The 24118-nt window shown below is 71.7% G+C and carries 23 protein-coding genes; 11 read left to right on the top strand and 12 right to left on the bottom strand.

From position 1 onward, the window contains the following. Nucleotides 1-73 precede the first annotated feature (73 nt). From ACYVOM_RS04220 to ACYVOM_RS04195, 6 genes are all read left to right on the top strand, one after another. On the top strand, nt 74-604 hold the full coding sequence (locus ACYVOM_RS04220) for a hypothetical protein (RefSeq protein WP_460301867.1): 531 nt from the start codon (nt 74-76) through the stop codon (nt 602-604). Between the two features lie 55 nt (nt 605-659). Then, nucleotides 660-1472: an isoprenyl transferase gene (locus tag ACYVOM_RS04215; RefSeq protein ID WP_460301866.1), complete on the top strand. Its 813-nt coding sequence runs from the start codon at nt 660-662 to the stop codon at nt 1470-1472. 135 nt (nt 1473-1607) lie between these two features. After that, complete coding sequence (locus ACYVOM_RS04210) at nt 1608-2927, top strand: PhoH family protein (protein WP_460301865.1); 1320 nt, start codon at nt 1608-1610, stop codon at nt 2925-2927. A gap of 393 nt (nt 2928-3320) precedes the next feature. Next, the gene (locus tag ACYVOM_RS04205; protein WP_460301864.1) at nt 3321-3989 is read left to right on the top strand and encodes an aggregation-promoting factor C-terminal-like domain-containing protein; all 669 of its coding nucleotides are present in this window, start codon (nt 3321-3323) and stop codon (nt 3987-3989) included. A 341-nt stretch (nt 3990-4330) separates the two neighbouring features. After that, nucleotides 4331-4852 (top strand): aggregation-promoting factor C-terminal-like domain-containing protein, encoded by a 522-nt coding sequence (locus ACYVOM_RS04200; protein WP_460301863.1) that lies wholly within the window; start codon nt 4331-4333, stop codon nt 4850-4852. Between the two features lie 508 nt (nt 4853-5360). Next, complete coding sequence (locus ACYVOM_RS04195) at nt 5361-6548, top strand: aggregation-promoting factor C-terminal-like domain-containing protein (protein ID WP_460301862.1); 1188 nt, start codon at nt 5361-5363, stop codon at nt 6546-6548. 64 nt (nt 6549-6612) lie between these two features. On the opposite strand, the gene ACYVOM_RS04190 is transcribed toward ACYVOM_RS04195, so the two are convergent. The 4 genes from ACYVOM_RS04190 to ACYVOM_RS04175 all read right to left on the bottom strand — a co-directional run bounded on the left by ACYVOM_RS04190 (nt 6613) and on the right by ACYVOM_RS04175 (nt 12092). Beyond that, the gene (locus ACYVOM_RS04190) at nt 6613-8001 is read right to left on the bottom strand and encodes a class II fumarate hydratase (RefSeq protein ID WP_460301861.1); all 1389 of its coding nucleotides are present in this window, start codon (nt 7999-8001) and stop codon (nt 6613-6615) included. A gap of 124 nt (nt 8002-8125) precedes the next feature. Next, nucleotides 8126-9448, bottom strand: a complete 1323-nt coding sequence (locus ACYVOM_RS04185; RefSeq protein ID WP_460301860.1) for a serine/threonine-protein kinase — start codon at nt 9446-9448, stop codon at nt 8126-8128. A 98-nt stretch (nt 9449-9546) separates the two neighbouring features. Beyond that, nucleotides 9547-11190, bottom strand: coding sequence for a fumarate hydratase (locus tag ACYVOM_RS04180; RefSeq protein WP_460301859.1), 1644 nt, complete (start codon nt 11188-11190; stop codon nt 9547-9549). After that, a complete protein-coding gene (locus ACYVOM_RS04175) occupies nt 11121-12092 on the bottom strand; it encodes a DMT family transporter (protein ID WP_460301858.1) in 972 nt (323 codons plus the stop codon). Before ACYVOM_RS04175 ends, ACYVOM_RS04180 begins: the two co-directional genes overlap by 70 nt. 156 nt (nt 12093-12248) lie before the next feature. Between ACYVOM_RS04175 and pdxR the strand changes: the two genes are divergently transcribed. Continuing rightward, a complete protein-coding gene (gene pdxR, locus ACYVOM_RS04170; protein WP_460301857.1) occupies nt 12249-13574 on the top strand; it encodes a MocR-like pyridoxine biosynthesis transcription factor PdxR in 1326 nt (441 codons plus the stop codon). Between the two features lie 11 nt (nt 13575-13585). Here the strand turns inward: pdxR and ACYVOM_RS04165 are convergent, their stop codons facing one another. After that, nucleotides 13586-14782: an MFS transporter gene (locus ACYVOM_RS04165; protein WP_460301856.1), complete on the bottom strand. Its 1197-nt coding sequence runs from the start codon at nt 14780-14782 to the stop codon at nt 13586-13588. A gap of 39 nt (nt 14783-14821) precedes the next feature. Beyond that, entirely contained in the window at nt 14822-16042 is a 1221-nt protein-coding gene (xseA, locus tag ACYVOM_RS04160; protein WP_460301855.1) for an exodeoxyribonuclease VII large subunit, read from the bottom strand. A 39-nt stretch (nt 16043-16081) separates the two neighbouring features. On the opposite strand from xseA, the gene ACYVOM_RS04155 reads away from it, so the two are divergent. Continuing rightward, on the top strand, nt 16082-16300 hold the full coding sequence (locus tag ACYVOM_RS04155) for an exodeoxyribonuclease VII small subunit (RefSeq protein ID WP_460301854.1): 219 nt from the start codon (nt 16082-16084) through the stop codon (nt 16298-16300). 26 nt (nt 16301-16326) lie between these two features. Here ACYVOM_RS04155 and ACYVOM_RS04150 read toward each other — a convergent pair whose 3' ends face one another. Continuing rightward, the gene (locus ACYVOM_RS04150) at nt 16327-16962 is read right to left on the bottom strand and encodes a DUF4245 domain-containing protein (protein ID WP_460301853.1); all 636 of its coding nucleotides are present in this window, start codon (nt 16960-16962) and stop codon (nt 16327-16329) included. Beyond that, nucleotides 16959-17567: a TetR/AcrR family transcriptional regulator gene (locus ACYVOM_RS04145; protein WP_460301852.1), complete on the bottom strand. Its 609-nt coding sequence runs from the start codon at nt 17565-17567 to the stop codon at nt 16959-16961. The genes ACYVOM_RS04150 and ACYVOM_RS04145 overlap by 4 nt, the downstream gene beginning before the upstream one ends. Nucleotides 17568-17697: 130 nt before the next feature. Between ACYVOM_RS04145 and glpX the strand changes: the two genes are divergently transcribed. Beyond that, nucleotides 17698-18720 (top strand): class II fructose-bisphosphatase, encoded by a 1023-nt coding sequence (gene glpX / locus ACYVOM_RS04140; protein ID WP_460301851.1) that lies wholly within the window; start codon nt 17698-17700, stop codon nt 18718-18720. Here the strand turns inward: glpX and ACYVOM_RS04135 are convergent. Further along, nucleotides 18698-19306, bottom strand: coding sequence for a DUF1707 SHOCT-like domain-containing protein (locus ACYVOM_RS04135; RefSeq protein ID WP_460301850.1), 609 nt, complete (start codon nt 19304-19306; stop codon nt 18698-18700). The genes glpX and ACYVOM_RS04135 overlap by 23 nt on opposite strands. A 65-nt stretch (nt 19307-19371) precedes the next feature. Next, nucleotides 19372-20052: a hypothetical protein gene (locus tag ACYVOM_RS04130; protein WP_460301849.1), complete on the bottom strand. Its 681-nt coding sequence runs from the start codon at nt 20050-20052 to the stop codon at nt 19372-19374. A 196-nt stretch (nt 20053-20248) separates the two neighbouring features. Here ACYVOM_RS04130 and ACYVOM_RS04125 point away from each other — a divergent pair, with 196 nt between their 5' ends. Beyond that, nucleotides 20249-21238 carry a 4-hydroxy-3-methylbut-2-enyl diphosphate reductase gene (locus ACYVOM_RS04125; RefSeq protein WP_460301848.1) on the top strand — a complete coding sequence of 330 codons (990 nt, stop codon included), beginning with the start codon at nt 20249-20251 and terminating at the stop codon, nt 21236-21238. A 2-nt stretch (nt 21239-21240) separates the two neighbouring features. Here the strand turns inward: ACYVOM_RS04125 and ACYVOM_RS04120 are convergent, their stop codons facing one another. Continuing rightward, nucleotides 21241-21792, bottom strand: a complete 552-nt coding sequence (locus ACYVOM_RS04120; RefSeq protein WP_460301847.1) for a DUF6542 domain-containing protein — start codon at nt 21790-21792, stop codon at nt 21241-21243. Then, nucleotides 21789-23039 (bottom strand): DNA recombination protein RmuC, encoded by a 1251-nt coding sequence (locus ACYVOM_RS04115; protein ID WP_460301846.1) that lies wholly within the window; start codon nt 23037-23039, stop codon nt 21789-21791. Before ACYVOM_RS04115 ends, ACYVOM_RS04120 begins: the two co-directional genes overlap by 4 nt. Before the next feature lie 126 nt (nt 23040-23165). Here ACYVOM_RS04115 and ACYVOM_RS04110 point away from each other — a divergent pair, with 126 nt between their 5' ends. Continuing rightward, a complete protein-coding gene (locus tag ACYVOM_RS04110) occupies nt 23166-24107 on the top strand; it encodes an alpha/beta hydrolase (protein WP_460301845.1) in 942 nt (313 codons plus the stop codon). The last annotated feature ends 11 nt before the right edge of the window (nt 24108-24118 follow it).

Genomic DNA, 24118 nt, shown 5'->3' with positions numbered 1-24118 from the left:
CTTTTCGGATCGGACAGTTTCCGCGCCTCTTCGGGAGTGTGGGTTCGGCCACATCGGTGGGTAACCGAACGTCATGGGATCATTGCGCTGCGTGGACGGCTCGTCGCTCACGGTCCGCCCCGTGCCGACGTGCGACAGGCGCGGGCGGCCCTTCGAGGTCCGCCTCGAACTGCGCAGGAACGGCAGCCCGTTCGGCGCCGTCGGACCCGGGTGCGCCTACTTCCTCGGACGGGCCGCCGAGAGGCTCGACAGGGCCCGCACGGAGGCCGCAGGCTCCGATGCGGAAGGGCTGCCGCCCGAGGGCGAACTGTTCGCTTTCCGCCGTGATCAGCGGGGCGGAGGCGAGAGCGAGCTCAGCTGCGTCATCCGCGACTCACCGGTCTGGGTGCCGCGGGAGGGGGCCCGCGGAAGGGGAGACTGGCGCGTGGTCCGCAGGGCCGTCGTCGAGGCGTGGGACGGGGGAGGCCGCGGGGTCAGGGCGGTGCTGACCTCGGGGGAGCTCGCCGACTTCGTCCGGACGGTCCTCGCCGAAGCCGGACGCGCCGGGCTCGAACCAATGCTCTCCCGGATGGATCGTACGAACTTGGAGACATCGCGTAATTAACGGCGATAATGAGTCATCGGCCTTTGACCGGCCGAGTGAGGGGGAAATCCACGCGATGGCAGTCCGACGGAGCACGAAGGCGCGGATCAAGAGCAGCCGCTTCTACGGGGCCGTCCGCGACCTCGCCTACCGGCTCTACGAGGGCCGCGTGGAGAAGCACCTGCCCAAGGACCAGGTCCCCCGGCACATCGGGGTCATCCTCGACGGCAACCGCAGGTGGGCCCGCGAGATGGGCCTCGCCGACGTGAACTCCGGGCACCGGGTCGGCGCGGACAAGATCTCCGAACTGCTGCGGTGGTCCACCGAGGCGGGCGTCGAGGTCGTCACCCTCTGGCTGCTGTCCACCGACAATCTCACGCGCCCGGCCCGCGAACTCGACCCCCTGCTGCGGATCATCGAGGAGACCGTCGAAGGGCTCGTGACCGACGGATGGCACGTCCAGGCCGTCGGCGCACTCGACCTCCTGCCCGATAACACCGCGCGTGTCCTTAAAAAGGCAGGGGAATCCACATCCAACAGGGACGGACTGATTGTGAACGTCGCCGTTGGGTATGGAGGTAGACGTGAGATCGCTGATGCGGTTCGCTCCCTGCTTCTGGAGGGGGCGGCTCAGGGCACCAGCATCGAGGAGCTTGCGGAGCGCCTCGATGTTGAGCACATCGCCGAGCATCTCTACACGCGCGGCCAGCCCGATCCCGATCTCGTCATCAGGACCTCGGGAGAGCAGCGGCTTTCGGGCTTCATGCTCTGGCAGAGCGCCCACTCGGAGTTCCACTTCTGCGAGGTCCACTGGCCGGACTTCCGCAAGGTCGACTTCCTGCGGGCCCTGCGCTCCTACGCCGCGCGGCACCGTCGCTTCGGCACCTGACCGGCTCTCGCGCAGGTTCGAACTGCGTGTTCACGTCCCCGTCATGCAGCTGTCATGCCGGGGATGTTCGCTTTCAGGAGCCGAGGTAGCAAACCCCCAGGTAAGGGCGCTTCCCCAGCGTCCGAAGGAGAGCGAGTGGGCATTCCCTCCACGCGATCCGCATCCGTGCGGCGCACCTACGTCCTCGACACGAGCGTCCTCATCTCCGACCCGGCCGCGATAACGCGGTTCGCGGAGCACGAGGTCGTCATCCCGATCGTCGTGATCACCGAGCTGGAGGCCAAGCGGGACCACCCGGAACTCGGGTACTTCGCCCGTCAGGCGCTGCGCTCGCTCGACGACATGCGGGTCGAACACGGCCGGCTGGACGACGAGCTGCCGATAGGCGACTTCGGCGGGACTCTGCGCGTGGAGCTCAACCACTCCGATCCCAGCGTCCTTCCGGACGGCTTCCGCCTGGGCGACAACGACACGAGGATCCTCTCGGTGGCCCGCTGGCTGTCCAAGGAGGGCAAGGACGTCGTCCTGGTCTCCAAGGACCTGCCGCTGCGGGTCAAGGCGTCCGCCGTCGGCCTCACCGCCGAGGAGTACCGGGCGGAGATGGTCGTGGAGACCGGCTGGACCGGGATGCGCGAGCTCGAGGTGTCCGCCGAGCAGGTGGACGAGCTGTTCGACACCCAGCGCCTCGACCTCGACGCGGCCCGCGAGCTGCCCGTCCACGCGGGCCTGCGGCTGCTGTCCTCGCGCGGCTCGGCCCTCGGCAGGGTGCTGCCCGACAAGTCGGTGCGGCTGGTGCGCGGCGAGCGCGAGGCGTTCGGCCTGCGCGGTCGCTCGGCCGAGCAGCGGATCGCGCTGGACCTCCTGCTGGACGAGGAGATCGGCATCGTCTCGCTCGGCGGCCGGGCCGGCACGGGCAAGTCCGCCCTCGCCCTCTGCGCGGGCCTGGAGGCGGTCCTGGAGCGCCGCCGGCACCGCAAGGTCGTCGTCTTCCGGCCGCTGTACGCGGTCGGCGGGCAGGAGCTGGGCTATCTGCCCGGCTCGGAGAACGACAAGATGTCGCCATGGGCGCAGGCCGTCTACGACACCCTGTCCGCGGTGACGACCCCCGAGGTGATCGACGAGGTTCTGGACCGCGGCATGCTGGAGGTCCTGCCCCTCACCCACATCCGGGGCCGCTCGCTGCACGACTCGTTCGTGATCGTCGACGAGGCGCAGTCCCTGGAGCGGGGCGTCCTGCTCACGGTGCTGTCGCGCATCGGCCAGAACTCGCGGGTCGTGCTCACCCACGACGTCGCGCAGCGTGACAACCTGCGGGTCGGCAGGCACGACGGCGTCGCGGCAGTGGTGGAGCGCCTGAAGGGTCACCCGCTGTTCGCGCACGTCACGCTGAGCAGGTCCGAGCGCTCGCCGATCGCCGCGCTGGTGACCGATCTGCTCAATGACATGGGTGCCTAGCACCGGTTTCTCGATCACCGACCGCCCGGGCCACGGCACGGGCGGTCACATTTTTGGGTGCCAAGGGTCACATCGCCCTTTCTGTGGCGAGTTATGTGACGACAATCACACAACTTCCGCCCGAAACCTGGAATCCCAGCTCCACCGGTGTTTGCGGGGTTTTTCCGGCACGCTGACAACGGTCCGGGCGTGTCCGAACAGCCCGTTCCGCTTGCGGAGCACCCCCGCCCCTGCGGCAGGGTGTGTGCCGGAGCACTTGGGCTCCGGATGACCGCACTTTGACCGCGCGCTGGGGAAGGGAGTTCGACGGTGACGACACAGGCGCCTCCAACGGCCTGGGACCCGGCGGGTCCCGAGAGTCCGCATCCCGACGTGAAGGTGGCCGGTACACCGTTGACCGACCCCGAGGGCGAACCACTCGATCTGGTCATCCGCGACCGCAAGGGCGCCAAGGGCAAGTTCCTGATCGCGGGCGGCATCGCGGCCGCCCTCGTCGTGGCCGGAGTGGCCGCGGCCGTCATCGTGGGGCTCGACGACGCGGAAGGCTCCACCCAGGCGGTCGCCACCCTTGCGCCCAAGGACGAAGAAGCCCCTGACTCGAAGCCGCTGACGGCCGAAGAGCAGAAGAAGGCGCTCAAGGACCGCGCGATCGCCGCCGCGGCGAAGGACACCGTCCCCACGCTGAAGAACAAGACGGTGCCCACGCCCGAGCCGACCGAGCCCGCCGAAGTGACGGGCGGGGCCGGACCCGCCGTGTCGCCGGGCACGGCGCAGGCGATCGCCAAGGGCATGATGAAGGGCCAGGGCTGGGACCCCAAGACCCAGTTCGGCTGCCTGTACTCCCTGTGGAACGCCGAAAGCGGCTGGCGCACCACCGCCGGTAGCGTCAACGGCCCCTACGGCATCCCGCAGGCCAACCCCGGTACCAAGATGGCGTCGGCCGGCCCGAAGTGGCAGACCGACGCGGCCACACAGATCAAGTGGGGCTTCGGCTACATCAAGGGGCGTTACAGCACCCCGTGCGGCGCTTGGTCGCACTTCCAGTCGAACCACTGGTACTAGGCGCGACTCCCGGGCCGACGCTCGGGCGCCCCGGCCAAGCCGGTCTCTCAAGGCGCCCGGTCACCAGGCCCGGCAACCACCGCCCGGATCGTTCCGGCAGCGGGCCGTATCTCGGCACGAGGCAGTGCCGCACAATCCCATAAGCGGCGGACCCCCATGAGGCGCGAACGCCTCTCCCGCCGCGCCCACCTCGGATGAGCGGACCCTTCGGTCCGCGCCTGCGCGCTGCCGCGCGCTCTTCTCCCGGAACCCGGTCCGTCATGCCCCGTGCGTGACGGTTCTGCCCGGGGTGGCCTCTGCCTGCGATGCGACCGGCGTCCGGCTGACGAAAGGAAACCCCTATGTCCGGACAGACCTCCCCCCAGGCCCCCCGCAACGGTCGTACCGTTCACCGGGGTATCGCCCGCAAGATCGCGGTCGTTACGGCCTCCGGGCTGGTTTTCGGACTCGGTTCCGCGCTGCCCGCGCAGGCCGCGTCCGCGCAGAAGGTCGTCACCTCCGCCGAGACGGGCTCCGTCGCCGTCGCGAAGGCGCCGACCGCCGAGAAGAAGCTCACCCGCAAGCAGCGCAACCAGGCCATCGCGAAGAAGCTCGTGGCCAAGCGCGGCTGGTCCAGGGCGCAGTTCCGCTGCCTCGCCAAGCTGTGGGACAAGGAGAGCCACTGGAACCACCGCGCCTACAACCCGTCGTCGGGCGCCGGCGGCATCCCGCAGGCCCTTCCCGCGTCGAAGATGTCCTCCTCGGGCAAGGACTGGCGGACCAACCCCGCGACCCAGATCAGGTGGGGCCTGAAGTACATCAAGTCCCGCTACGGCACGCCCTGCACCGCCTGGTCCCACTCCGCCGCGACCGGCTGGTACTGAGCCGCGGCCTCCGCTGAGCCCCAGCACCCGACACGGCAGTCGAGGTGCCTTGGCGACGCCGCCAGGGCTCGGCCGCACTCTCCGGCCCGCACGCGAGGCCGCGGAAGCACACCGGAGCGCTTCCGTGCCCCGGGCACGGCCGAAACGAAGTTCGCAGTCCGCGTGATCGGGCGCCGGGATTCCGCGCGCCCGATCACCGGCCTCGCCGAAGGGGCGCAAACGGCACGTCAAGATCAGCACGGCCGGGTCATGACACGCCGATGATCATCCAAGGCGCGGTTCCGATGCGCCGCCGCGATGATCACTATGCCCGGCTTGCGGTGATGGATAGCAGCGTGTCACCTCACACGGTGAGCGGAGCACGGGCGACCCCGTGCTCCGCCAGCGCCCCGGAGGCCCGCCGGGCCTCATGCAGCGGCGTCCGGCAGGCCCGTCTAGGCGGGCGCGTCGTACGGGGCGGGAAACGTTCGCGGGCCGGCCGGTGCCGCGACCGAAAAAGGAACCGTTTGTGAACGAACGCTCGCAGATGTCCCAGGTCCCCGCCCGTGTCCGCCGCGTGACCGTCACGCTCGCCGCGTCCGCGGCGCTGCTGGCGCCCGCGCTGCACGCCGCCGCCGCGGAGTCCGCACCGACCACCTCCGGCTATCGCCACGCGCAGCAGCCGATCGATTCCCGCGACAAGTCCACCGCCCTGGCCGAGGACGACGACCGCGACGGCCCCGACTGGGACCGCCGCGACGACGACGGCCCGGACGGCGACGACCGCGGCCGCGACGACCGCGACGATCGCCACGACGAGGGCCCGGGAGACCGCGACGACCGTGACGGCGACGGTTCCGACGGCGACGGCCCTGACGGCGACCGCGACCACGAGGGCCGCGAGGGCGACCGAGGCCGCGACGGCCGGGACCACGACGACGAGGGCCGCGACCACGACGGCCGGGGCTACGAGACGGCAGGCTACGACTCCCGCCACGACGACCGGGACGGCCGCGACGACGAGGGCCGCGAGCACCGCGACCACGACGGCCGCGACCATGACGGCGACCGCGACCACGAGGGCCGCGAGGGCGACCGGGACCACGACGGCCGGGACCACGACGACGAGGGCCGCGAGCACCGCGACCACGACGGTGACCGGGACCACGACGGCCGGGACCACGACGGTGACCGCGACCGCGACGGCCGCGGCGATCACGACGAGAACGGCCGTGGGCACGAGGGCGACCGCGACCACGAGGGCGACCGAGGCCGCGACGGCGACCGCGACGGCCGGGACCGGGACGGCCGGGACCACGACGACCGCGACGGCCGGGACCGGGGCGGTCGTGACCATGACGACCGTGAAGGCCGCGAAGGTCCCCGGCGGGGCCACGGCAAGAGGGGCCACGCCGAGCACAACAGGCACCTCGGCTACAAGATGGTCGGCCGCTACGGCTGGGACCGCGACCGGCAGTGGCCCTGCCTGCGCAGCCTCTGGGCGCACGAGAGCGGCTGGAGTCACCGCGCCCACAACGCGGGTTCGGGCGCAGCCGGCATCCCGCAGGCCCTGCCCGCCTCGAAGATGGCGTCCTCCGGCAAGGACTGGCGCACCAATCCCGAGACGCAGATCAAGTGGGGCCTGAAGTACATCAAGTCCCGCTACGGCAACCCGTGCGGCGCCTGGTCCCACTTCGGCGCCCACAACTGGTATTAGCGACGGCGCTCCACACCCGCCCACCGCGCGACGGGCAGGCCGTCGGGCGGTGGGCCGGGCCGTCTCAGCGGCGGCCGGTCATGCGGAGCACGTCGAGGGCGGTGTCGAGCTCTTCGAGGGTGAGCTTCCCGGCTTCGATGTAGCCGCGCTCCAGGACGACCTGACGGATGGTCTTGCGTTCGGCGAGGGCCTGCTTGGCGACCTTGGCGGCCTCTTCGTAGCCGATGTGGCGGTTGAGGGGCGTGACGATCGAGGGGGAGCCTTCGGCGTATTCGGCGAGGCGGTCGACGTCGGCCTCGATGCCGGTGACGCAACGGTCGGCGAAGAGCCGGACGACGTTCGCGAGCAGCGAGATCGACTCCAGCAGGTTGCGCGCGAGCATGGGGAGCTGCACGTTCAGCTCGAAGGAGCCCGCCGCGCCGCCGAAGGCGATCGCCGCGTCGTTCCCGACGACCTGGGCGGCGACCATCGTGACGGCCTCGGGCAGGACGGGGTTGACCTTGCCCGGCATGATCGACGACCCGGGCTGGAGGTCGGGCAGCCGGATCTCGGCGAGTCCGGCGCGCGGCCCGGACCCCATCCAGCGCAGATCGTTGGCGATCTTGTTGAGGCTCACCGCGACGGTCCGCAGGGCTCCGCTGGTCTCGACGACGGAGTCCTGGGCGCTCTGCGCCTCGAAGTGGTTCCTCGCCTCGCGGACGGGCAGTCCGGTCCGTTCGGCGAGCAGCGCGACGACCTTGGGCGCGAACCCTTCGGGCGTGTTGATGCCGGTGCCCACGGCGGTGCCGCCGAGCGCGAGCTCACCGAGCCGGGGCAGCGCCGCCTCCAGCCGTTCGATGCCGTAGCGGATCTGGGCCGCGTATCCGCCGAACTCCTGCCCGAGCGTCACGGGCGTGGCGTCCATGAGATGGGTGCGCCCTGATTTGACCAGATCCGCGAATTCCGTCGCCTTCGCCGCCAGCGCGTCCGCGAGATGCCCCAGCGCGGGCACCAGATCCCTCACGACGGCCTCGGTGGCCGCCAGGTGGAGGGAGGAGGGGAAGACGTCGTTGGACGACTGGGAGGCGTTCACGTGGTCGTTCGGGTGGACGGGGCGTCCGAGCCGCTCTTCGGCGAGGGTGGCGATCACCTCGTTGGCGTTCATGTTCGAGGAGGTGCCGGAGCCCGTCTGGAAGACGTCGACGGGGAACTCGGCGTCCCAGCGTCCCTCGGCGACCTCGTCGGCGGCTGCCGCGATCGCGTCGGCGAGGTCGGCGGGCAGGACGCCCAACTCGGCGTTGGCCCGCGCGGCCGCCGACTTGATCAGCGCCAGCGCCCGGATGTGCGGCCCCGACAGGCGCCTGCCGGAGATCGGGAAGTTCTCCACCGCCCGCTGGGTCTGCGCCCGCCACTTGGCGTCCGCCGGAACCCGGACCTCGCCCATCGAATCGTGCTCAACCCGAAAGTCGCCCATGACGGGTCAGACGCCGCGGGCGGCCAAGATATTCCAGCAAGACATTCCGGCAACGGCCCTGGCGACATGGTCCGGCAAGAGCGGCCGGCCGGCTCCGCCGTGCGCGGGGGGCACGGCGGAGCGGCTACTCGCGGTCGATGCCCACGTAGGTCTGCTCGCCCGCAGCGGGCTCCTTGGCCTTGCCGTTGATCGTGACCTGGCAGACTTCGCCGTCGCTGACCGTCACGTCCATGGGGACCTTGTTGGAGCGGAAGAACTCCCCGTCGGGGATCGTGGTGTTCTGCACGTCGGAGGCGGCCGCGCCGCCCCCTTCGCCCGCCAGGATCGTCAGCTTGCAGGCGCCGCCGTCGGCCTTGACGACCAGGACGTCCGGCGTGGCGCTCACGTTCGTGCCGACCTGGCCCTTGGGCTCGGCGGCGGGCGGCTCGGGATCGCCGCCGGAGAGGGCGACGATCGCCGCGACGACCGCGCCGACGCCCAGCAGGGCCAGCCCGCCGAAGACGAGCGGCTTGGAGGACTTCGGCCGGTTCTGCTTGGCCCGGTGAGCGCCGCTGCGGCGGCTGGGCATCCCGCTTGAGGACAAGGCGTTCACCATGCTTTCCCCGGGTGACTGACCTGCTGCACTGCGCTTGGGCGTCGCGGCTCGGTCGAGCCGTTCGGCGAGGCGGGCGTGCGTGAGGCGGCGTCGGGGGTTGCGCTGGAGCAGCCCGCTGATGATCGGCCCGAGTTCGCCGGAGCGGTGCGACGGGTTCGGGTCCTCGGTGAGGACCGCGGACAGCGTCGCCATCACGCTCTCGTGGTCGAACGGGGGCCTGCCCTCCACCGCGCAGTAGAGGGTCGCGCCGAGGGACCAGAGGTCGGACTCGGGTGTCGCCTTCTCACCGCGGGCCACCTCTGGCGCGACGTACGCGGGCGAGCCCACGAACGTGCCGACCTTGGTGATGGTCGACGAGCCGTTGGTGATGGCCAGGCCGAAGTCGGTCAGGACGACCCGGCCGGGCGCGAGCAGCACGTTGGAGGGTTTGATGTCGCGGTGCAGCACACCGGAGGCGTGCGCCTCGGCCAGCGCGGCGACGAGTTGGCGGCCGATCGCCGCGGTCTCGTCGGGCCGCAGCGGACCGTTCTCCTTGATGTGCTGCTCAAGGGTGGGCGCCTCGATGAGCTCCATGACGATCCAGGGCCGCGCGTGCTCCTGCACGACGTCGTACACCTCGATGATCGACTTGTGCCGGACGCGCGCGGGCGCTCGTGCCTCGCGCAGCGTCCGGCGGTAGAACACGACGCGATCGGCCTCGTCCAGCTCCGAGGGGAACCGGATCTCCTTGATGGCCACATCGCGTTCGAGGAGCTCGTCGTGGGCTCGCCACACCGTGCCCATCGCCCCGTGTCCGAGAGCCTGGAGCAGGCGGTAGCGCTTCGCCAATACGAAGTCCACCGTCTCAGTCATGCCGGACAACATACAGGAGCGTCCGCCTTGTCAGACACCGTATGCAATGACCGCAGGACTCAGTTTGATGAGGCTCCGGACACGGGGATGACCGGGCGTCAGCGGCGCCCGATGGTGAGCACGGGGCCCGTGGTGTCGGCGAAGAAGTCCTCGCCCTTGTCGTCGACGACGATGAAGGCGGGGAAGTCCTTGACCTCGATCTTCCAGACCGCCTCCATGCCCAGCTCGGGGTACTCCAGCACCTCGACCTTGCGGATGCAGTCCTGCGCGAGGCGGGCGGCGGGGCCGCCGATCGAGCCCAGGTAGAAGCCGCCGTGGGCCTTGCAGGCGTTGGTGACGGCCTGGGAGCGGTTGCCCTTGGCGAGCATCACCAGCGAGCCGCCCGCGGCCTGGAACTCCTCGACGTAGGAGTCCATGCGCCCGGCGGTCGTCGGGCCGAAGGAGCCGGAGGCGTAGCCCTCGGGGGTCTTGGCCGGGCCCGCGTAGTAGACCGCGTGGTCCTTGAGGTACTGCGGCATGCCCTCGCCCGCGTCCAGCCGCTCCTTGATCTTGGCGTGCGCGATGTCGCGCGCCACGACGAGCGGGCCGGAAAGGGACAGGCGGGTCTTGACCGGGTGCCGCGACAGCTCCTCGCGGATCTCCGCCATCGGCCGGTTGAGGTCGATCCGGACGACCTGGTCGTCGAGGTGGTCGTCGGTGGTGTCGGGCAGGAAGCGGGCCGGGTCGGTCTCCAGCTTCTCCAGGAAGACGCCCTCGGCGGTGATCTTCGCCAGGGCCTGGCGGTCCGCCGAGCAGGACACCGCGATCGCGACGGGGCAGGACGCGCCGTGCCGGGGCAGCCGGATCACGCGGACGTCGTGGCAGAAGTACTTGCCGCCGAACTGGGCGCCGATGCCGAGCTGCTGGGTGAGTTCGAAGACCTGCTGTTCCAGCTCCAGGTCGCGGAAGCCGTGGCCGCCGATCGAGCCCTCGGTGGGCATGTAGTCCAGGTAGTGGGCGCTGGCGTACTTCGCGGTCTTCAGGGCGGTCTCCGCCGAGGTGCCGCCGACGACGATCGCCAGGTGGTACGGCGGGCAGGCGGCCGTGCCGAGGCTGCGGATCTTCTCCTCGAGGAAGGACATCATCCGCTTGGGGTTCAGGACGGCCTTGGTCTCCTGGTACAGGTACGACTTGTTGGCCGAGCCGCCGCCCTTGGCCATGAACAGGAACTTGTAGGCGTCGCCGTCGGTGGCGTACAGGTCGATCTGCGCGGGCAGGTTGGTGCCCGTGTTCTTCTCGTCCCACATCGTCAGCGGGGCCATCTGGGAGTAGCGCAGGTTGAGCCGCGTGTAGGCGTCGTAGACACCGCGCGAAAGGTGGGCCTCGTCATTGCCGTCGGTCAGCACGTTCTGGCCGCGCTTGCCCATGATGATCGCGGTGCCGGTGTCCTGGCACATCGGGAGGATGCCGCCGGAGGCGATGCCGGCGTTCTTCAGCAGGTCCAGCGCGACGAAGCGGTCGTTGGGGGAGGCCTCGGGGTCGTCGAGGATCTTCCTCAGCTGGGCGAGGTGGGCCGGGCGCAGCAGGTGCTGGATGTCGTGGATGGCGGTCTCGGTGAGCAGCCGGATGGCCTCGGGCTCCACCTGGAGGAAGGTGCGCCCGGCGGCCTCGATCGTCGACACACCCTCGGTGGTCAGGAGCCGGTACTCCGTCTCGGTGTCCTTCCCCAGGGGAAGCAGTTCGGTGTGTACGAAATCGGCCATCTCATCCCTCGCACATCTCGTTCGGCAGGCCGTCTAAGGGTAAAGGGTCGCCCTGGGCGGATCGCCCCGCAGGTCACGCCCACGGCGACCAGCAGGCAGCCCGCGATCTCCGCGGCCGAGGGGAGCCCGGCGCCGACGACCGCGGTGGAGACCGCGGCCGAGACGGCGATCAGACCGCCGTACGGGGCGGCCCTGTCGGCGCCGAGGCGGCCCAGCGCCCGGTACCAGAGCAGGAACGCGACGACGGTGATCACCAGCCCGATGTAGAGCAGGGCGGCCCCTTCGGCGAACGAGGGCACCCGGAAGGACTCGCCCGTGAGCAGCGCGGCCCCGGCCAGCAGGGGGACGGCCGCGGCCACCGCGTACGCCGACAGCCTCACGGCGCCGAGCCTGGGCAGGAGGGGGACGGCCAGGAGGGAGAACAGGACCTCCCCGGCCAAGGCTCCCAGCGCGTAGGAGAGGCCCCGGAGATCGCCTCCTCCGAGCCCGCCGGCCAGGGCCGCCCCCGCGCTGACGATCAGCGCCGCGCCCACGATCCGCCGCGACGGCCTGCGCCGCTGGACGAGCGGAGCGGCGACGGAGATCACCAGGGGCGCGCAGCCCAGCACCGCGCCGACGGTCGCCGCGGAGGCAGTCCGGACGGCCTCCACGAGGCAGTAGTTGAACCCGGCGAGGCCGGAGGCGGCCAGCGCGACCAGCAGTGCCCACTCCCGCGCGCCCTTGGGCGGTGAGCCTTGGGCGCGGGCGGCGAGCGGCAGCAGGACGGCCGCCGCGACCCCGTATCTGAGCGCCTGCCCCATGAGCACCGGATAGGCCGTCACCGTCGCCGACACCGCGGCCATCGTGCCGACCAGGACCATTCCCGCGGCCGCACCGGCCGCGAACCTCGCGTCTTTCGCCATGCCGCTGACGTTAGGAGCCGATCGGCCCGAAACTGAGAGCCAATCAACACCGTGAATTCAGGACCATTCGGCGCACGGCCCCGACCGGCCACCGGCTCCCGCCTACGGAGCCGGGGCCCAATCGGGTTCCGGCGGGCGGTACGTGAAGGGGCGGAAGTGGCGGACCTGCACATCGCGATCGACCGGGCGGCGGGACGGCTCGCGGCGCAGCTCGCGGAAGGGCTGCGATCGGCGGTCAGGGAGGGACGGCTGGCGGGCGGGGCAAGGCTGCCCTCGTCCCGCGGCCTCGCCGCCGACCTCGGGGTCTCGCGGGGCGTCGTGGTGGCGGCCTACGAGCAGCTCGTGGCCGAGGGCTTCCTGCTGGCGCGCACGGGCGACGGGACCCGGGTCGCGTCGGCCGCGGTCCGTGCGGCCGAGGAGGTGGGCGGCCCGCAGGAGCCGGCCGCGGCGGTCGAGTTCGACTTCCGTCCGGGCCGACCCGACCTCTCCGGATTCCCCCGCGCGCGCTGGGCCGCCGCGCACAAGCGCGCGCTGGAGACGATGGCACACGACGACTTCGCTTATCCCGACCCGGCGGGCGTTCCCCTGCTGCGCGAGGAACTCGCGGGCTACCTGCGGAGGGTCCGCGCCGCCGACGCCGTGCCGGAGCGGATCGTCGTCACCGGCGGCGTCGCGCACGGGCTGTCCACGGTCGCGCGGCTGCACGGCGGGCCCCTCGCGGTGGAGGACCCCACGTCACAGCGGCAGCTTCCCATGCTCGCCGAGGCCGGGGTCCGGCTCGTCCGGGTGCCGGTCGACGCCGAGGGGCTGGACGTGGCGGCCCTCGCCCGGACGGACGCGCGGGCGGTGCTCGTCACCCCGGCCCACCAGTTCCCGACGGGCGTCGTGCTGTCCCCGGCGCGCAGAGCCGCCCTGGTGGCCTGGGCGCGCGCGGTCGGCGGCACGGTCATCGAGGACGACTACGACGCCGAGTTCCGCTACGACCGCGATCCCGTCGGCTGCGTCCAGGGGCTGGCCCCGGACCGCACGGTGCTGCTCGGCTCGGTGAGCAAGGCGCTCGCCCCGGGCCTGCGGCTGGGCTGGCTGGCCGCGCCCGCCGCGCTGGCCGGGGCGGTGGCCCGCCACCGCGCGCTCACCGACCTCGGCGGCCCCGTCGTGGAGCAGCACGCGCTGGCGCACTTCCTGGCCTCGGGCGCGTACGACCGGCAGGTGCGCCGGGCCCGCAGGCTCTACCGGGCCCGCCGCGACGCCCTGGTCGCCGCGCTGGCGCGGGACCTGCCCTCGGCCCGCGTCGACGGCGTCAGCGCGGGCCTGCACCTGTACGTCGAGATCCTCGGGCTGCCCGAGGACGCCGAGGCGCGGGCGGCCCGGCACGGCGTCGCGATCGAGCGCTGCGGGGCCGGGCTCGTCCTCGGCTACGGCGGGATCCACGAGCGGCGGATCCCGGCCGGGGTCCGGCGGCTGGCCGCCGCGCTGGGCTGAGCCGGCCCGGGTCAGGCCGGGGACGGCTCGGTGGAGACCTTCGGGGGGACCTTCGGGGAGAAGGAGGAGGCGAGCAGGACGATCAGGAGGATGAGCCCGGCCGGGATGGTGAAGGCGAGGCGGAGGTTGCTCTCGCCCTCGGCGGGGGCGAACGCGCCGATGATTCCCGCGCCCAGGACGAACCCGACGTAGTTGAACAGGTTGACCCGGGAGACGGCGATGCCGAGGCCCGTCCCGTCAACCCGGTCGGCCGCCGAGAACGAGATCGGCGCGACCACGCAGACCCCGAGGCCCATGACGGTCACCGCGGCGATCGCGGCGAGCGCGTTCGGCGCGACGACCACGCCGAGCATGCCGAGGAACCCGACGACGGCGCCGATCCGCACGACGGGCACGGGCCCGAACCTGCGGACCCCGAAGTCGGCGATGCTCCGGCTGAGCACCATCGCCACCTGGTAGGCGACGTAGGCGAGCGGCGCGACGGTGGCGCTCGCGGAGAGCTCGTCCTCGAGGTACTTGGCGCTGTAGTTCGAGATGGCCGCGTCGGCGATGTAGAAGGAGCCCATCGCGATGCCGATGAGGAGGATGGGCCGCCAGGGCACCTGCTTGGCCGCGGCCTTGATCTCCTCCGCCGACGGCCCTCCGGCCTCCTCGGCGCGCCGGTAGAGGAACTTCCCGATGCCGAGCGCCCCGGCGATCCCCAAGGCCGACGGGATGACGAAGCCCGTGAACAGCGACATGTCCTGGCTGTTGGCGAACGACGCCCACAGGCCGCCGGCGATGCCCGCGACGCTCCACACCGCGTAGAAGCCGGAGATGACGCTCCGCCGCTCGTGCCGTTCGACGGCCACGGCCTGGGCGTTCATGGAGGCGTCGACGGCGCCGACGAAGAGGCCGAACAGCGCGACCGCCCCGTACAGGGGGAGGAGCTCGCCGCCGGTGAGCCCGATGAGGACGGAGGCGACGCACACCGCGGGCTGGGAGACGCGCAGGACGACGGCGCTGCCGTAGCGGGCGAAGAGCATGCCGGAAAGGGTGCTGCCGACCCCGGCGATCACCGGGACGAGCAGGAGCACGATCGCCAGGTCGCCGTCGCTGAGCCGGTGCGCGTCCTGGATCTGGGGCACCCGGGTGACCAGCGAGGCGAAGCACAGTCCTTGGATGCCGAACGCGCCGAAGGTGGCGAGCCTGGCCTGGCGGTCCCGCATTGGGCGCCCCCCGAAAAGATGAAATAGGTTCGGGAAAGGCTAGAGATCGTCAGATTCCAGGTCAAGGGGGTCGACGGTCACGGACCTGCGCCCATCGGGCAGCCGCACCCAAAGGCTCTCACCGGCCTCCAGATCACCCGCCGCGCGCAGCACCGAGCCGTCGGGCCGCTGCACGATCGCGTACCCGCGCGCCAGGGTCGCCGCCGGAGACAGCGCGGTGAGACGGGCCCGCGTATGCGTCAGCCTGTCCTCGGCCCTGTCGAGCGCCACCCCGAGCGCCCTGCGGGCCCTGTCGCGCGCGGCGAGCACCTGCTCGTGCTTGCGCTCGACCTCCCGGACGGGGTCGGCCAGCGCCGGCCGCGACCGCACCCCCTTCAGCCAGGTCAGCTCCCGCTCGATCCGGCCCGTCACCGACCTGCGGCCCCGGTCCCTGAGCTGCCGGATCAGCGCCTGCTGCTCCCGCACGTCAGGCACGATCCGCTTGGCGGCGTCCGTCGGCGTGGACGCGCGGTAGTCGGCGACGAGGTCGAGCAGCGGCGCGTCCTGCTCGTGGCCGATCGCCGAGACGACGGGCGTGCGCGCCGCCGCGACCGCGCGGACCATGGTCTCGTCGGAGAAGGGGAGCAGGTCCTCCAGGGAGCCGCCGCCCCGGGTGATGATGATCACGTCCACGGCGGGGTCGCCGTCGAGCCTGCGCAGCGCCTCGACCACCTCGCCGACCGCGTGCGCGCCCTGCACGGCGACGGGCTCGACCCGGAACGCGACGGCCGGCCAACGCCTGCGGGCGTTCTCCAGCACGTCGCGCTCGGCCGCGGAGTCCCGCCCGCAGATCAGCCCGATGGTGCCGGGCAGGAACGGCAGCGGGCGCTTGCGCTCCGGCCGGAACAGCCCTTCGGCGCCCAGGACCTGCTTGAGCTGCTCCAGCCGCGCCAGCAGCTCCCCGACGCCGACCGCGCGCACCTCGATCGCGGTCAGCGAGAACGACCCGCGGTTGACGTAGAAGTCGGGCTTGGCGTGGACGACGACCCGGGCGCCGTCCACCACGGCGGGGTTGTCGAAGATCCCGCGCGCCCCGACGACCCGGACGGAGATGTTCGCCGCGGGGTCGCGCAGGGTCAGGTAGACGGTGGCGCCGCGCCGGTTCAGCTCGGTGATCTGGCCCTCGACCCAGACCCTGCCGAGCCTGCCGATCCACCCGCCGACGAGGTTGAGCACCGTCCTGACGGGGACCGGGTTGTCCGCGGAGGTATCCAGAGCCATAGGGCGAGCCTAGAGGGCGGCACCCCATAGGCTGGCCGCATGGCCCAGGAGGAGACGCTCTCGTACGAGAAGGCCCGCGACGAACTCGCGGAGGTGGTGAAGCGCCTGGAGACCGGTGGGCTCACGCTGGAGGAGTCGCTCGCGCTCTGGGAGCGGGGGGAGCGGCTCGCCTCGGTGTGCGAGGAGTGGCTGGAAGGCGCCCGCGCAAGGCTGGCCGCCGCCTTGGCGCCGCAGGCCGACGAGGACGCCCCCTTCTAAGAAGGACGCCCCCTCCAAAGCGGGTCTCAGCCTTCGCCGCCGACGGGCTGGGCCTTCAGCGAACCGGCGAGGACGGTCAGCTCGTCGAACGACGCGGTGCCCGTCACCACGACGGTGCTCCCGTCGAGCCGCAGCACGAGCGAACTCTGGTTCTTGTCCTTCTGGAAGTACTCCGACCACTGCGCGCCGCCGATGGAGCGGGTGCCCTGGGCCTGGTCGGGCCCGGACTGCGGCACGTTCGTCATCCGGCGCACGAAGCCCTTGTCGCCGTCGGCCCGCTCGTCGCTCTGCACGACGGCCGCGTGCGCCCCGCCGGGGGTCGCGAAGCCGAGGTGCCAGGTGAGGACCTTGTTCTTCTTGCCGGAGTCCTTCTCGCCGAGGCCGGTGACCCGGCTCGTGTTGGCGTTCCACCCCGAAGGCAGACCCTCGGGGACGTAGACGGCGAAGTCGGCCTCGCGGGCGAAGCCCCTGGCGTCGAAGGAGTACTCGACGGTCTTGGGCAGGGCGTCCTCGGGGTCGCCCGGGGTGAGCGCGAACGCGGCGCCCGCGAACAGGAAGCACGCGGCGATCGCGATCCAGAACTGGCCGGGGCCGCCGAGGTAGCGCTTGAGGAAGCCTTCGGAGACCACCCGGGTCTCGGTGCGCGGCTTGACGGTGCTCATTGGTCGCTCTTCACCGTGCCGAGGACGCGGATGATCGACGCGGAGAGCTGTGCGGCCTTCTCCTTGTCGTCGACGAAGGAGACTTCGGACACAGCGCCCAGCATCGAGCCGGTGAGGACGATCGCCAGCGGCTCGCTGAAGCGGCTGTCCTCGGCCTGGAACAGGGCGGCGTTGCGGCGGGCCCACTTGCGCAGGCGCTCGCGCATGATCCGGTCGAATCCGGGCGGGCCGTCGCCGGACAGGAACAACCGGGACAGCTCCTGTTCCTCGACGGAGCCGGCCAGGTAGGCGGCGGCGCCGGAGAGGAAGAGCCGCTGCGGGTCCCGCTCGCCCTCGTCGCGGGCGCGGTAGATCGCCTCGCGGGTGCGGTCCTGCTGACGTGCCTGGAACTCCTCGAACAGCGTGAGGTAGAGGTCGGCCTTGCCGTTGAAGTGGTGGTACAGGCTGCCGACGCTGGCCCCGGCCTTGGCCACGATGTCCGTGACGGCGGCCTGTGCGAAGCCCTCCTGGGCGAACACCTCGCGGGCGGCCCTGAGAAGGGCGCCGCGGGTGGCCTGGCCCCGCTCGGAGACCCTGGTGGAGGTCTCCTCGATCTCGCTGCTCATGGGCACTGAGATTACGCCACAGTAAGCCGGGTCGGTTCTCGGCCCGGCTCCCTGGTCTGGTCCAATTTGTGAGAAGGGCTTGCGAAATCAGAGAATCACCGGGAACCCGTCTTCGACCGAAGGGTCCGCAATGTCTGAAACCTCACCTTTGGCCGCAGCGCCGCAGGCGCCCGACCGCAACCTCGCCCTGGAGCTCGTCCGGGTCACCGAGGCCGCGGCGCTCGCCGCCGCCCGCTGGGTGGGCAAGGGAGACAAGCTGGGTGCCGACGGCGCCGCCGTCAACGCCATGCGTCAGCTGATCAACACCGTGTCCATGCAGGGCGTCGTGGTGATCGGCGAAGGGGAGAAGGACAACGCCCCGATGCTCTACAACGGCGAGGAGGTGGGAGACGGGACCGGCGCCGAGTGCGACGTGGCGGTCGACCCCATCGACGGCACCACGCTGAACGCGCTCGGCATGCCCAACGCCATCGCCGTCCTCGCCGTCGCGCCCCGCCACTCCATGTACGACCCGTCCGCGGTCTTCTACATGGAGAAGCTCGTCACCGGCGCCGAGGCCGCCGACGTGGTGGACATCGAGCGGCCCGTCGGCGACAACATCCGCGCCGTGGCCCGCGCCAAGGGCTGCGCGCCCGAGGACGTCACCGTCGTGATCCTGGACCGTCCCCGGCACGAGGGGATCGTCAAGGAGATCCGCGAGGCCGGCGCCCGGATCAAGTTCATCCGCGACGGCGACGTCGCGGGCGCGATCATGGCGGCCCGCGAGGGCACCGGCGTCGACCTCCTGCTCGGCATCGGAGGCACCCCCGAAGGCATCATCGCCGCCTGCGCGATGAAGTGCCTCGGCGGCGTCATCCAGTCCCGGCTGTGGCCGCAGGACGACGCCGAGCGGCGGAAGGCGATCGACGCGGGCCACGACCTCGGCCGCGTCCTCACCACCGACGACCTCGTCAGCTCCGACGACGTCTTCTTCGCCGCCACCGGTATCACCGACGGCGAACTCGTCAAGGGCGTCCGGTACGTCAAGGGCGTGGCGACCACCCACTCGCTGGTCATGCGCGGCCGCAGCGGCACCGTCCGCCGCGTCGACGGCGAGCACCACCTCAACAAGCTGCGCGCCTACTCGGCGATCAACTTCGACGCCCCCGCCTGAGCAGCGATCGCTTCGGCGGCCTGGGCGGTCTTGGCCTGATCACCTCGACCGCGCCGAGCAGAAGGGTCCCGGTCACTTCGACGACCGGGGCCTCGCCGTCGGGCGCGGGCCAGGCGGGGACGGGCTCCTTCACCGACCCGGCCATCGAGCGGCCGGTGAACCGCACCACGACCTCGCCCGGCACGTGCAGGCGGATCCTGCCGAACAGGGAGGAGAGGTCGAGCACCACGTGCCGGTGCCGCAGGATCGCCTCCCGGAGGTCGAGGTCGACCTTGCCGAACACGGCGGCGACGGGGAGCCGTCCGGGCACGACCCACCTGCCGTCCTGGCGATGCGACCCGAACAGCGCGACCACCTGCCGCGCGTCCACCTGGAACGGCTGCCTGTCCTCCGGCAGGAGATCCCGCGTGAAGACCGTCAGCTCGCCCAGCGTGCGCGCCGCGAACACCCCTTCGACGCGCTCGGCGTGCTCCTCCGGCGTCAGCCTGCCGTCCGCGGCGGCCTCCCGCAGCACGTCGGCCACCCTGTCGCGGTCGGCGTCGGAGGCGCGCAGGTCGCGGGCCGGAACTGAACGGTCGGAGTCCACCCTTCGACCCTAAGCCAAAGACCCCGCCGCGGAACCTCCGCGACGGGGCCTCGTGCCGGCGGTCCTCAGGGCTGGGCGGCCAGTTTGGCCAGCCGGTTCTCGTACATGCGGACGATCTCGGGGCGCGCGAGGTGCGCGGTCTCGTAGTCCAGCAGGAGCGCCACCTCGGCGGCCGTCAGCTTGCGCAGGCGGGCCCGCAGCGAGGCGTGGGTGAGGTCGTCGTAGTCGGGGACCGGAAGGTCGGTCACCTTGACCCTGGCGGCCTCGGCGATCGTGGCGGACAGGCCCGCCTCCGGTGAGTCCGCGGCCTCGTCCAGCTCGACGGTCTCCGACGCGGGCCCTGCCTCGACACCGGGCACGGGGTCGAGCTCCTCCTCCAGGTGGACGGGCGCCTTGGCGGGCTTGCCCACGGAGATCTCCGAGGGCGGCGCGGCCACCGGGGTCGGCGCCGACTCCTCGACGGGCACGGGCGACGGCTTGGGCACGACGAGTTCGAGGACCTTGCCCACGGGCGTGCCCTCCAGCCTGGCGGTCAGCTTCTCGGCGTCCGCGAGCAGCCTGTCCAGGACGGGACCGAAGTCGCGGTCCCGGACGCTGCGGACGTCCTTGGTCACCCGGTCGGTGAGCAGGAGGGCGCGGCCCACACCGAACATGGCGAGCCGTGCCGCGTGGATGGGCAGATCCCTGACCTGCTCGTTCAGGGACTCCTGGACCTGCTTGCCGACCTCTCGCGGGTTACGCGACATCTTTATCTCTGCTCCCTGCTCATCCGAGAACACACCGTATTTTGGGCACTACGGGGGAAGTGTTCTTTCCAACTGTGCCGTAATCGTGGGTTTCCGGTCACCACCGGTAAACGGAAATATCGCGGGGCGGTGCGTGCATTGGGTCACACGCCCGCACGGGTATCGGTCCGGGCATCGCGGAACGTAAAGTGTGGGCATGACCGCTACAGGCACGCGTGAGACCGGCGAGCAGAGCACGGCCGCGAGGGGCAAGGTCCTTCTCGCCAAGCCCCGCGGATACTGCGCCGGGGTCGACCGCGCCGTCCAGACGGTGGAGAAGGCGCTGGAGCTCTACGGCGCCCCTGTTTATGTGCGCAAGCAGATCGTGCACAACAAGCACGTCGTGAAGACCCTGGAAGGCCAGGGCGCGATCTTCGTCGACGAGACCGACGACGTGCCCGAAGGCGCCATCGTGATCTTCTCCGCGCACGGCGTCGCCCCGATCGTCCACGACAAGGCGGCCGAGCGCGGCCTCAAGACGATCGACGCGACCTGCCCGCTGGTCACCAAGGTCCACCGCGAAGCGGTCCGCTTCGCGAAGGACGACTACGACATCCTGCTCATCGGGCACCAGGGCCACCCCGAGGTGATCGGCACCTCCGGCGAGGCGCCCGCCCACGTCCAGATCGTCGACGGGCCCGAGGACGTCGCGAGCGTCACCGTCCGTGACCCCGACAAGATCGTCTGGCTGTCCCAGACCACCCTGTCGGTCGACGAGACCAACGAGACCGTCGACGCGCTCAAGGGCCGCTTCCCGTCGCTGCAGAGCCCCCCGTCGGACGACATCTGCTACGCCACCCAGAACCGGCAGACCGCGATCCGGGAGATCGCCCCCCGCGCCGACCTGGTGATCGTCGTCGGCTCGCGCAACTCCTCCAACTCCGTCCGGCTCGTCGAGGTCGCCAAGGACTACGGCGCGAAGGACGGCAAGCTCGTCGACTACGCCGAGGAGATCGACCCCGCCTGGCTGGAGGGCGTGGAGACCGTCGGCGTCTCCAGCGGCGCCTCCGCCCCCGACATCCTGGTGCGCGGCGTCCTGGACTTCCTCGCCGCCCACGGCTTCGACGACGTCGAGGAGGTCGAGCCGGTCCAGGAGCGCATGCACTTCGCCCTGCCGCACGAGCTGCGCAAGGACCTGCGCGCCTGACCTCACGTCCGCTCGTCCCACCGGACCGGATCCTCCTCGGCGTGGCGTTCGCGGGTCAGCCGGAAGCCGTCGGCCTTCAGCGACAGCTCCCGCCAGGCCGTGAGCAGGCCGCGGCGCACCGCGATCACCCCGGTGAGCAGCGTCGCCGCCAGCAGCCAGGGGGCCCGGACGGCGAGGTCCAGCGGCAGCGCCACCAGCATGCTCTGCACGAACGAGCGCCCGCCGAACATGGCGACGGCCTCGGCGAGCAGCGTGCCGATCAGGTACAGCACCGGCGGCGCCACGACCAGGACCGGCAGGTCGTCCGGTCGGACGGCCAGCGCCGCCAGCACGCAGACCGCCACGAACAGCACGCCCGGCAGGATCCAGAAGTCCGCGAGCGCCCCCGCGAACGTCCCCACCAGGATCACCGCGACGGCCCCGCGCGCGGTCAGCGTGACCGCGGGGCCCTTCCTCGCCCGCGCCGCCGGGGCCTCGGCGGGCTTGCGCCGCTTCCTGCCCGCGGGCTTCTTCTCCCGGGTCTCCGGGGTCTTCTGGGTCTCCGTGCTGCTCATCGGGCATCCTCCGGACGCGGACCGGCATGGTGGACGGGATCGGGGGCGGGCGGCACGGCGCCTTGCAGCAGCTCGGCGGCCGACAGCGCGCGGGGGGACTCCTCGACGGGCCGGGGACCGTCCAGGACGGCGTCGGTGACGCCCAGGTCGTGCAGCTTCCGGGCGCTCACCAGGACCCGGTTCTCCAGCGAGCCGACGGTCCTGTTGTAGGCGCGCACCGCGCCGGTGAGGCCGCGCCCCAGCTCGTCGAGATGGCCGCCGAGGGTGCCCAGCCGCTCGTACAGCTCGCGGCCGAGGTCGAAGACCTGGCGGGCGTTGCGGGACAGCGCGGCCTGCTGCCAGGTGTAGGCGGCGGTGCGGAGCATGCTGATCAGGGTCGTCGGGGTGGCGATGTGCACCCGGCGGGCCATCGCGTACTCCAGCAGCGCGGGGTCGCGGTCCAGAGCGGGCGCCAGGAACGCCTCTCCGGGGACGAACAGGACGACGAACTCGGGCGCGGGCGAGAAGGCCTGCCAGTACGTCTTCGCCGCCAACCGGTCGACGTGGTCGCGGAGGTGGCGCGCGTGGGCGTCCAGACGGTTCTCCTTGCCCTCGGCGGCCTCCAGGTAGGCGGCGAGGGACACCTTGGAGTCGACGACGATCGTCCGCTCCCCGGTGAGCCTGACGACGAGGTCGGGCCGGACCGTCCCGTCGGGCGTCACCGCCGAGGCCTGCTCGGAGAAGTCGCAGTGCGGCGTCATGCCCGCCAGCTCCACCACCCGGCGCAGCTGGAGCTCGCCCCACCTGCCGCGCGCCTCCGGCCGCTGGAGCGCCCGCACGAGCGTGCGGGTCTCGCCGCGCAGCTGCTCGGACGTCTGGCGCACGAAGTCGACCTGCTTGGCGAGCATCGCGTGCGACTCCCGGCGGCTCGCCTCAAGCTCGGTGAGCTGCTCCTGGACGCGGCCCAGCGTCTCGCGCAGCGGCGCCACCAGATGCTCCACGGCCAGCTTGCGCCGCTCCAGCTCCCCGGCGGCCTCCGCGCCCGCGGCCTTCAGCCGCGTGTCGGCGAGCTCCAGGAAACGCTGGTTCGACGCGTCCAGGGCGCGGGCGGACAGGGCCTCGAAACGCTCGGCCATAGCGCTCTCGGCGTACGCGAGCTTGTCTTCGGCGGCCTTGGCGCGGGCGATGAGGGCGGCCTGCCGGGCGGTGGCGAGCGCGAAGCCCACCACAACGCCGATGACCAGTCCGGCCAGGAGTCCCGCACTCATGACCTGATCGTTGCACGGACCCGGCGGAATCGTTCTCCACGACGCAGGGCGAGTTCGGTTGTGCGTCGTCCCCGAATGCGGCAGGGACGGTTGTGGCGCGGCCCGTCCGGCGTAAGAATCCGGACCATGACGACCTTCCGGCACGATCTCGCGCTGCGCCCCGACGCGCCCCCGAGCCGCCAGGCGCGGATCTTCAACACCGTCATCCGCAACTCGGGGCGGCGCCTGTGGGCCGCGTCGGCCTCGACCGACGCCGGACTCGTCCGCTTCCGGAAGATCAACGGCGCGCTGCGCACCCGCGCGCCCAAGGGCGTCCGGATCAGCCCCCACGAGTTCCCCGCCTTCTCCGCGGAGTGGGTGCGGGCCGGGAAGACCGACGAGAGCAAAGTCGTCCTCTACCTCCACGGAGGCGGGTACTTCTTCGGCGGGCCCCTCATGTACCGGGGCCTGTCCTGGCGGCTCTCGGCGGCCGCGAGGCGTCCCGTCCTGGTGCTCGACTACAGGCTGGCTCCGGAGAACACCCCGTCGGACGCCCTCGAAGACGCCCTCACCGCCTACGACTGCCTGATCGACATGGGCCACGCGCCCGGAGACATCACCGTGGCAGGAGACTCGGCGGGCGGACATCTCGCGCTCTCCCTGCTGCACGCGCTCAAGCGGCGCGGCGACGCGCAGCCCGGGGCCGTCGTGGCGATCTCGCCCTGGGCCGACCTGCTGTGCGAGGCGGGCTCGCACACGTCCAACGCCGAGACCGACCACGTGATCCCGGCCGCCAAGCTCAAATGGCTCGGGGAGCGGTTCTGCGAGGCCGCCGCCGAAGGCGACCCGCTGTTCGACCCCGTCCACGGCGACTACACGGGTTTCCCGCCCCTCCTGCTGATCTCCAGCACGACCGAGATCCTGCGTGACGACGCCCACACCGTCGCCTCCCGGGCCCGGCAGGCCGGCGTCGAGGTGGTGCACCGGGAGTGGAACGGCCAGGCCCACGTGTTCCCGGTCTTCGCCGATTACGTCCCGGAAGGCAAGGCGGCCATTGCGGACATCGGCGAGTTCCTGCGCTCGCGCTGAGCACTAGACTT

The sequence above is a fragment of the Actinocorallia aurea genome (assembly GCF_054783995.1).
This window is presented reverse-complemented; position numbering and strand designations above follow the sequence as displayed.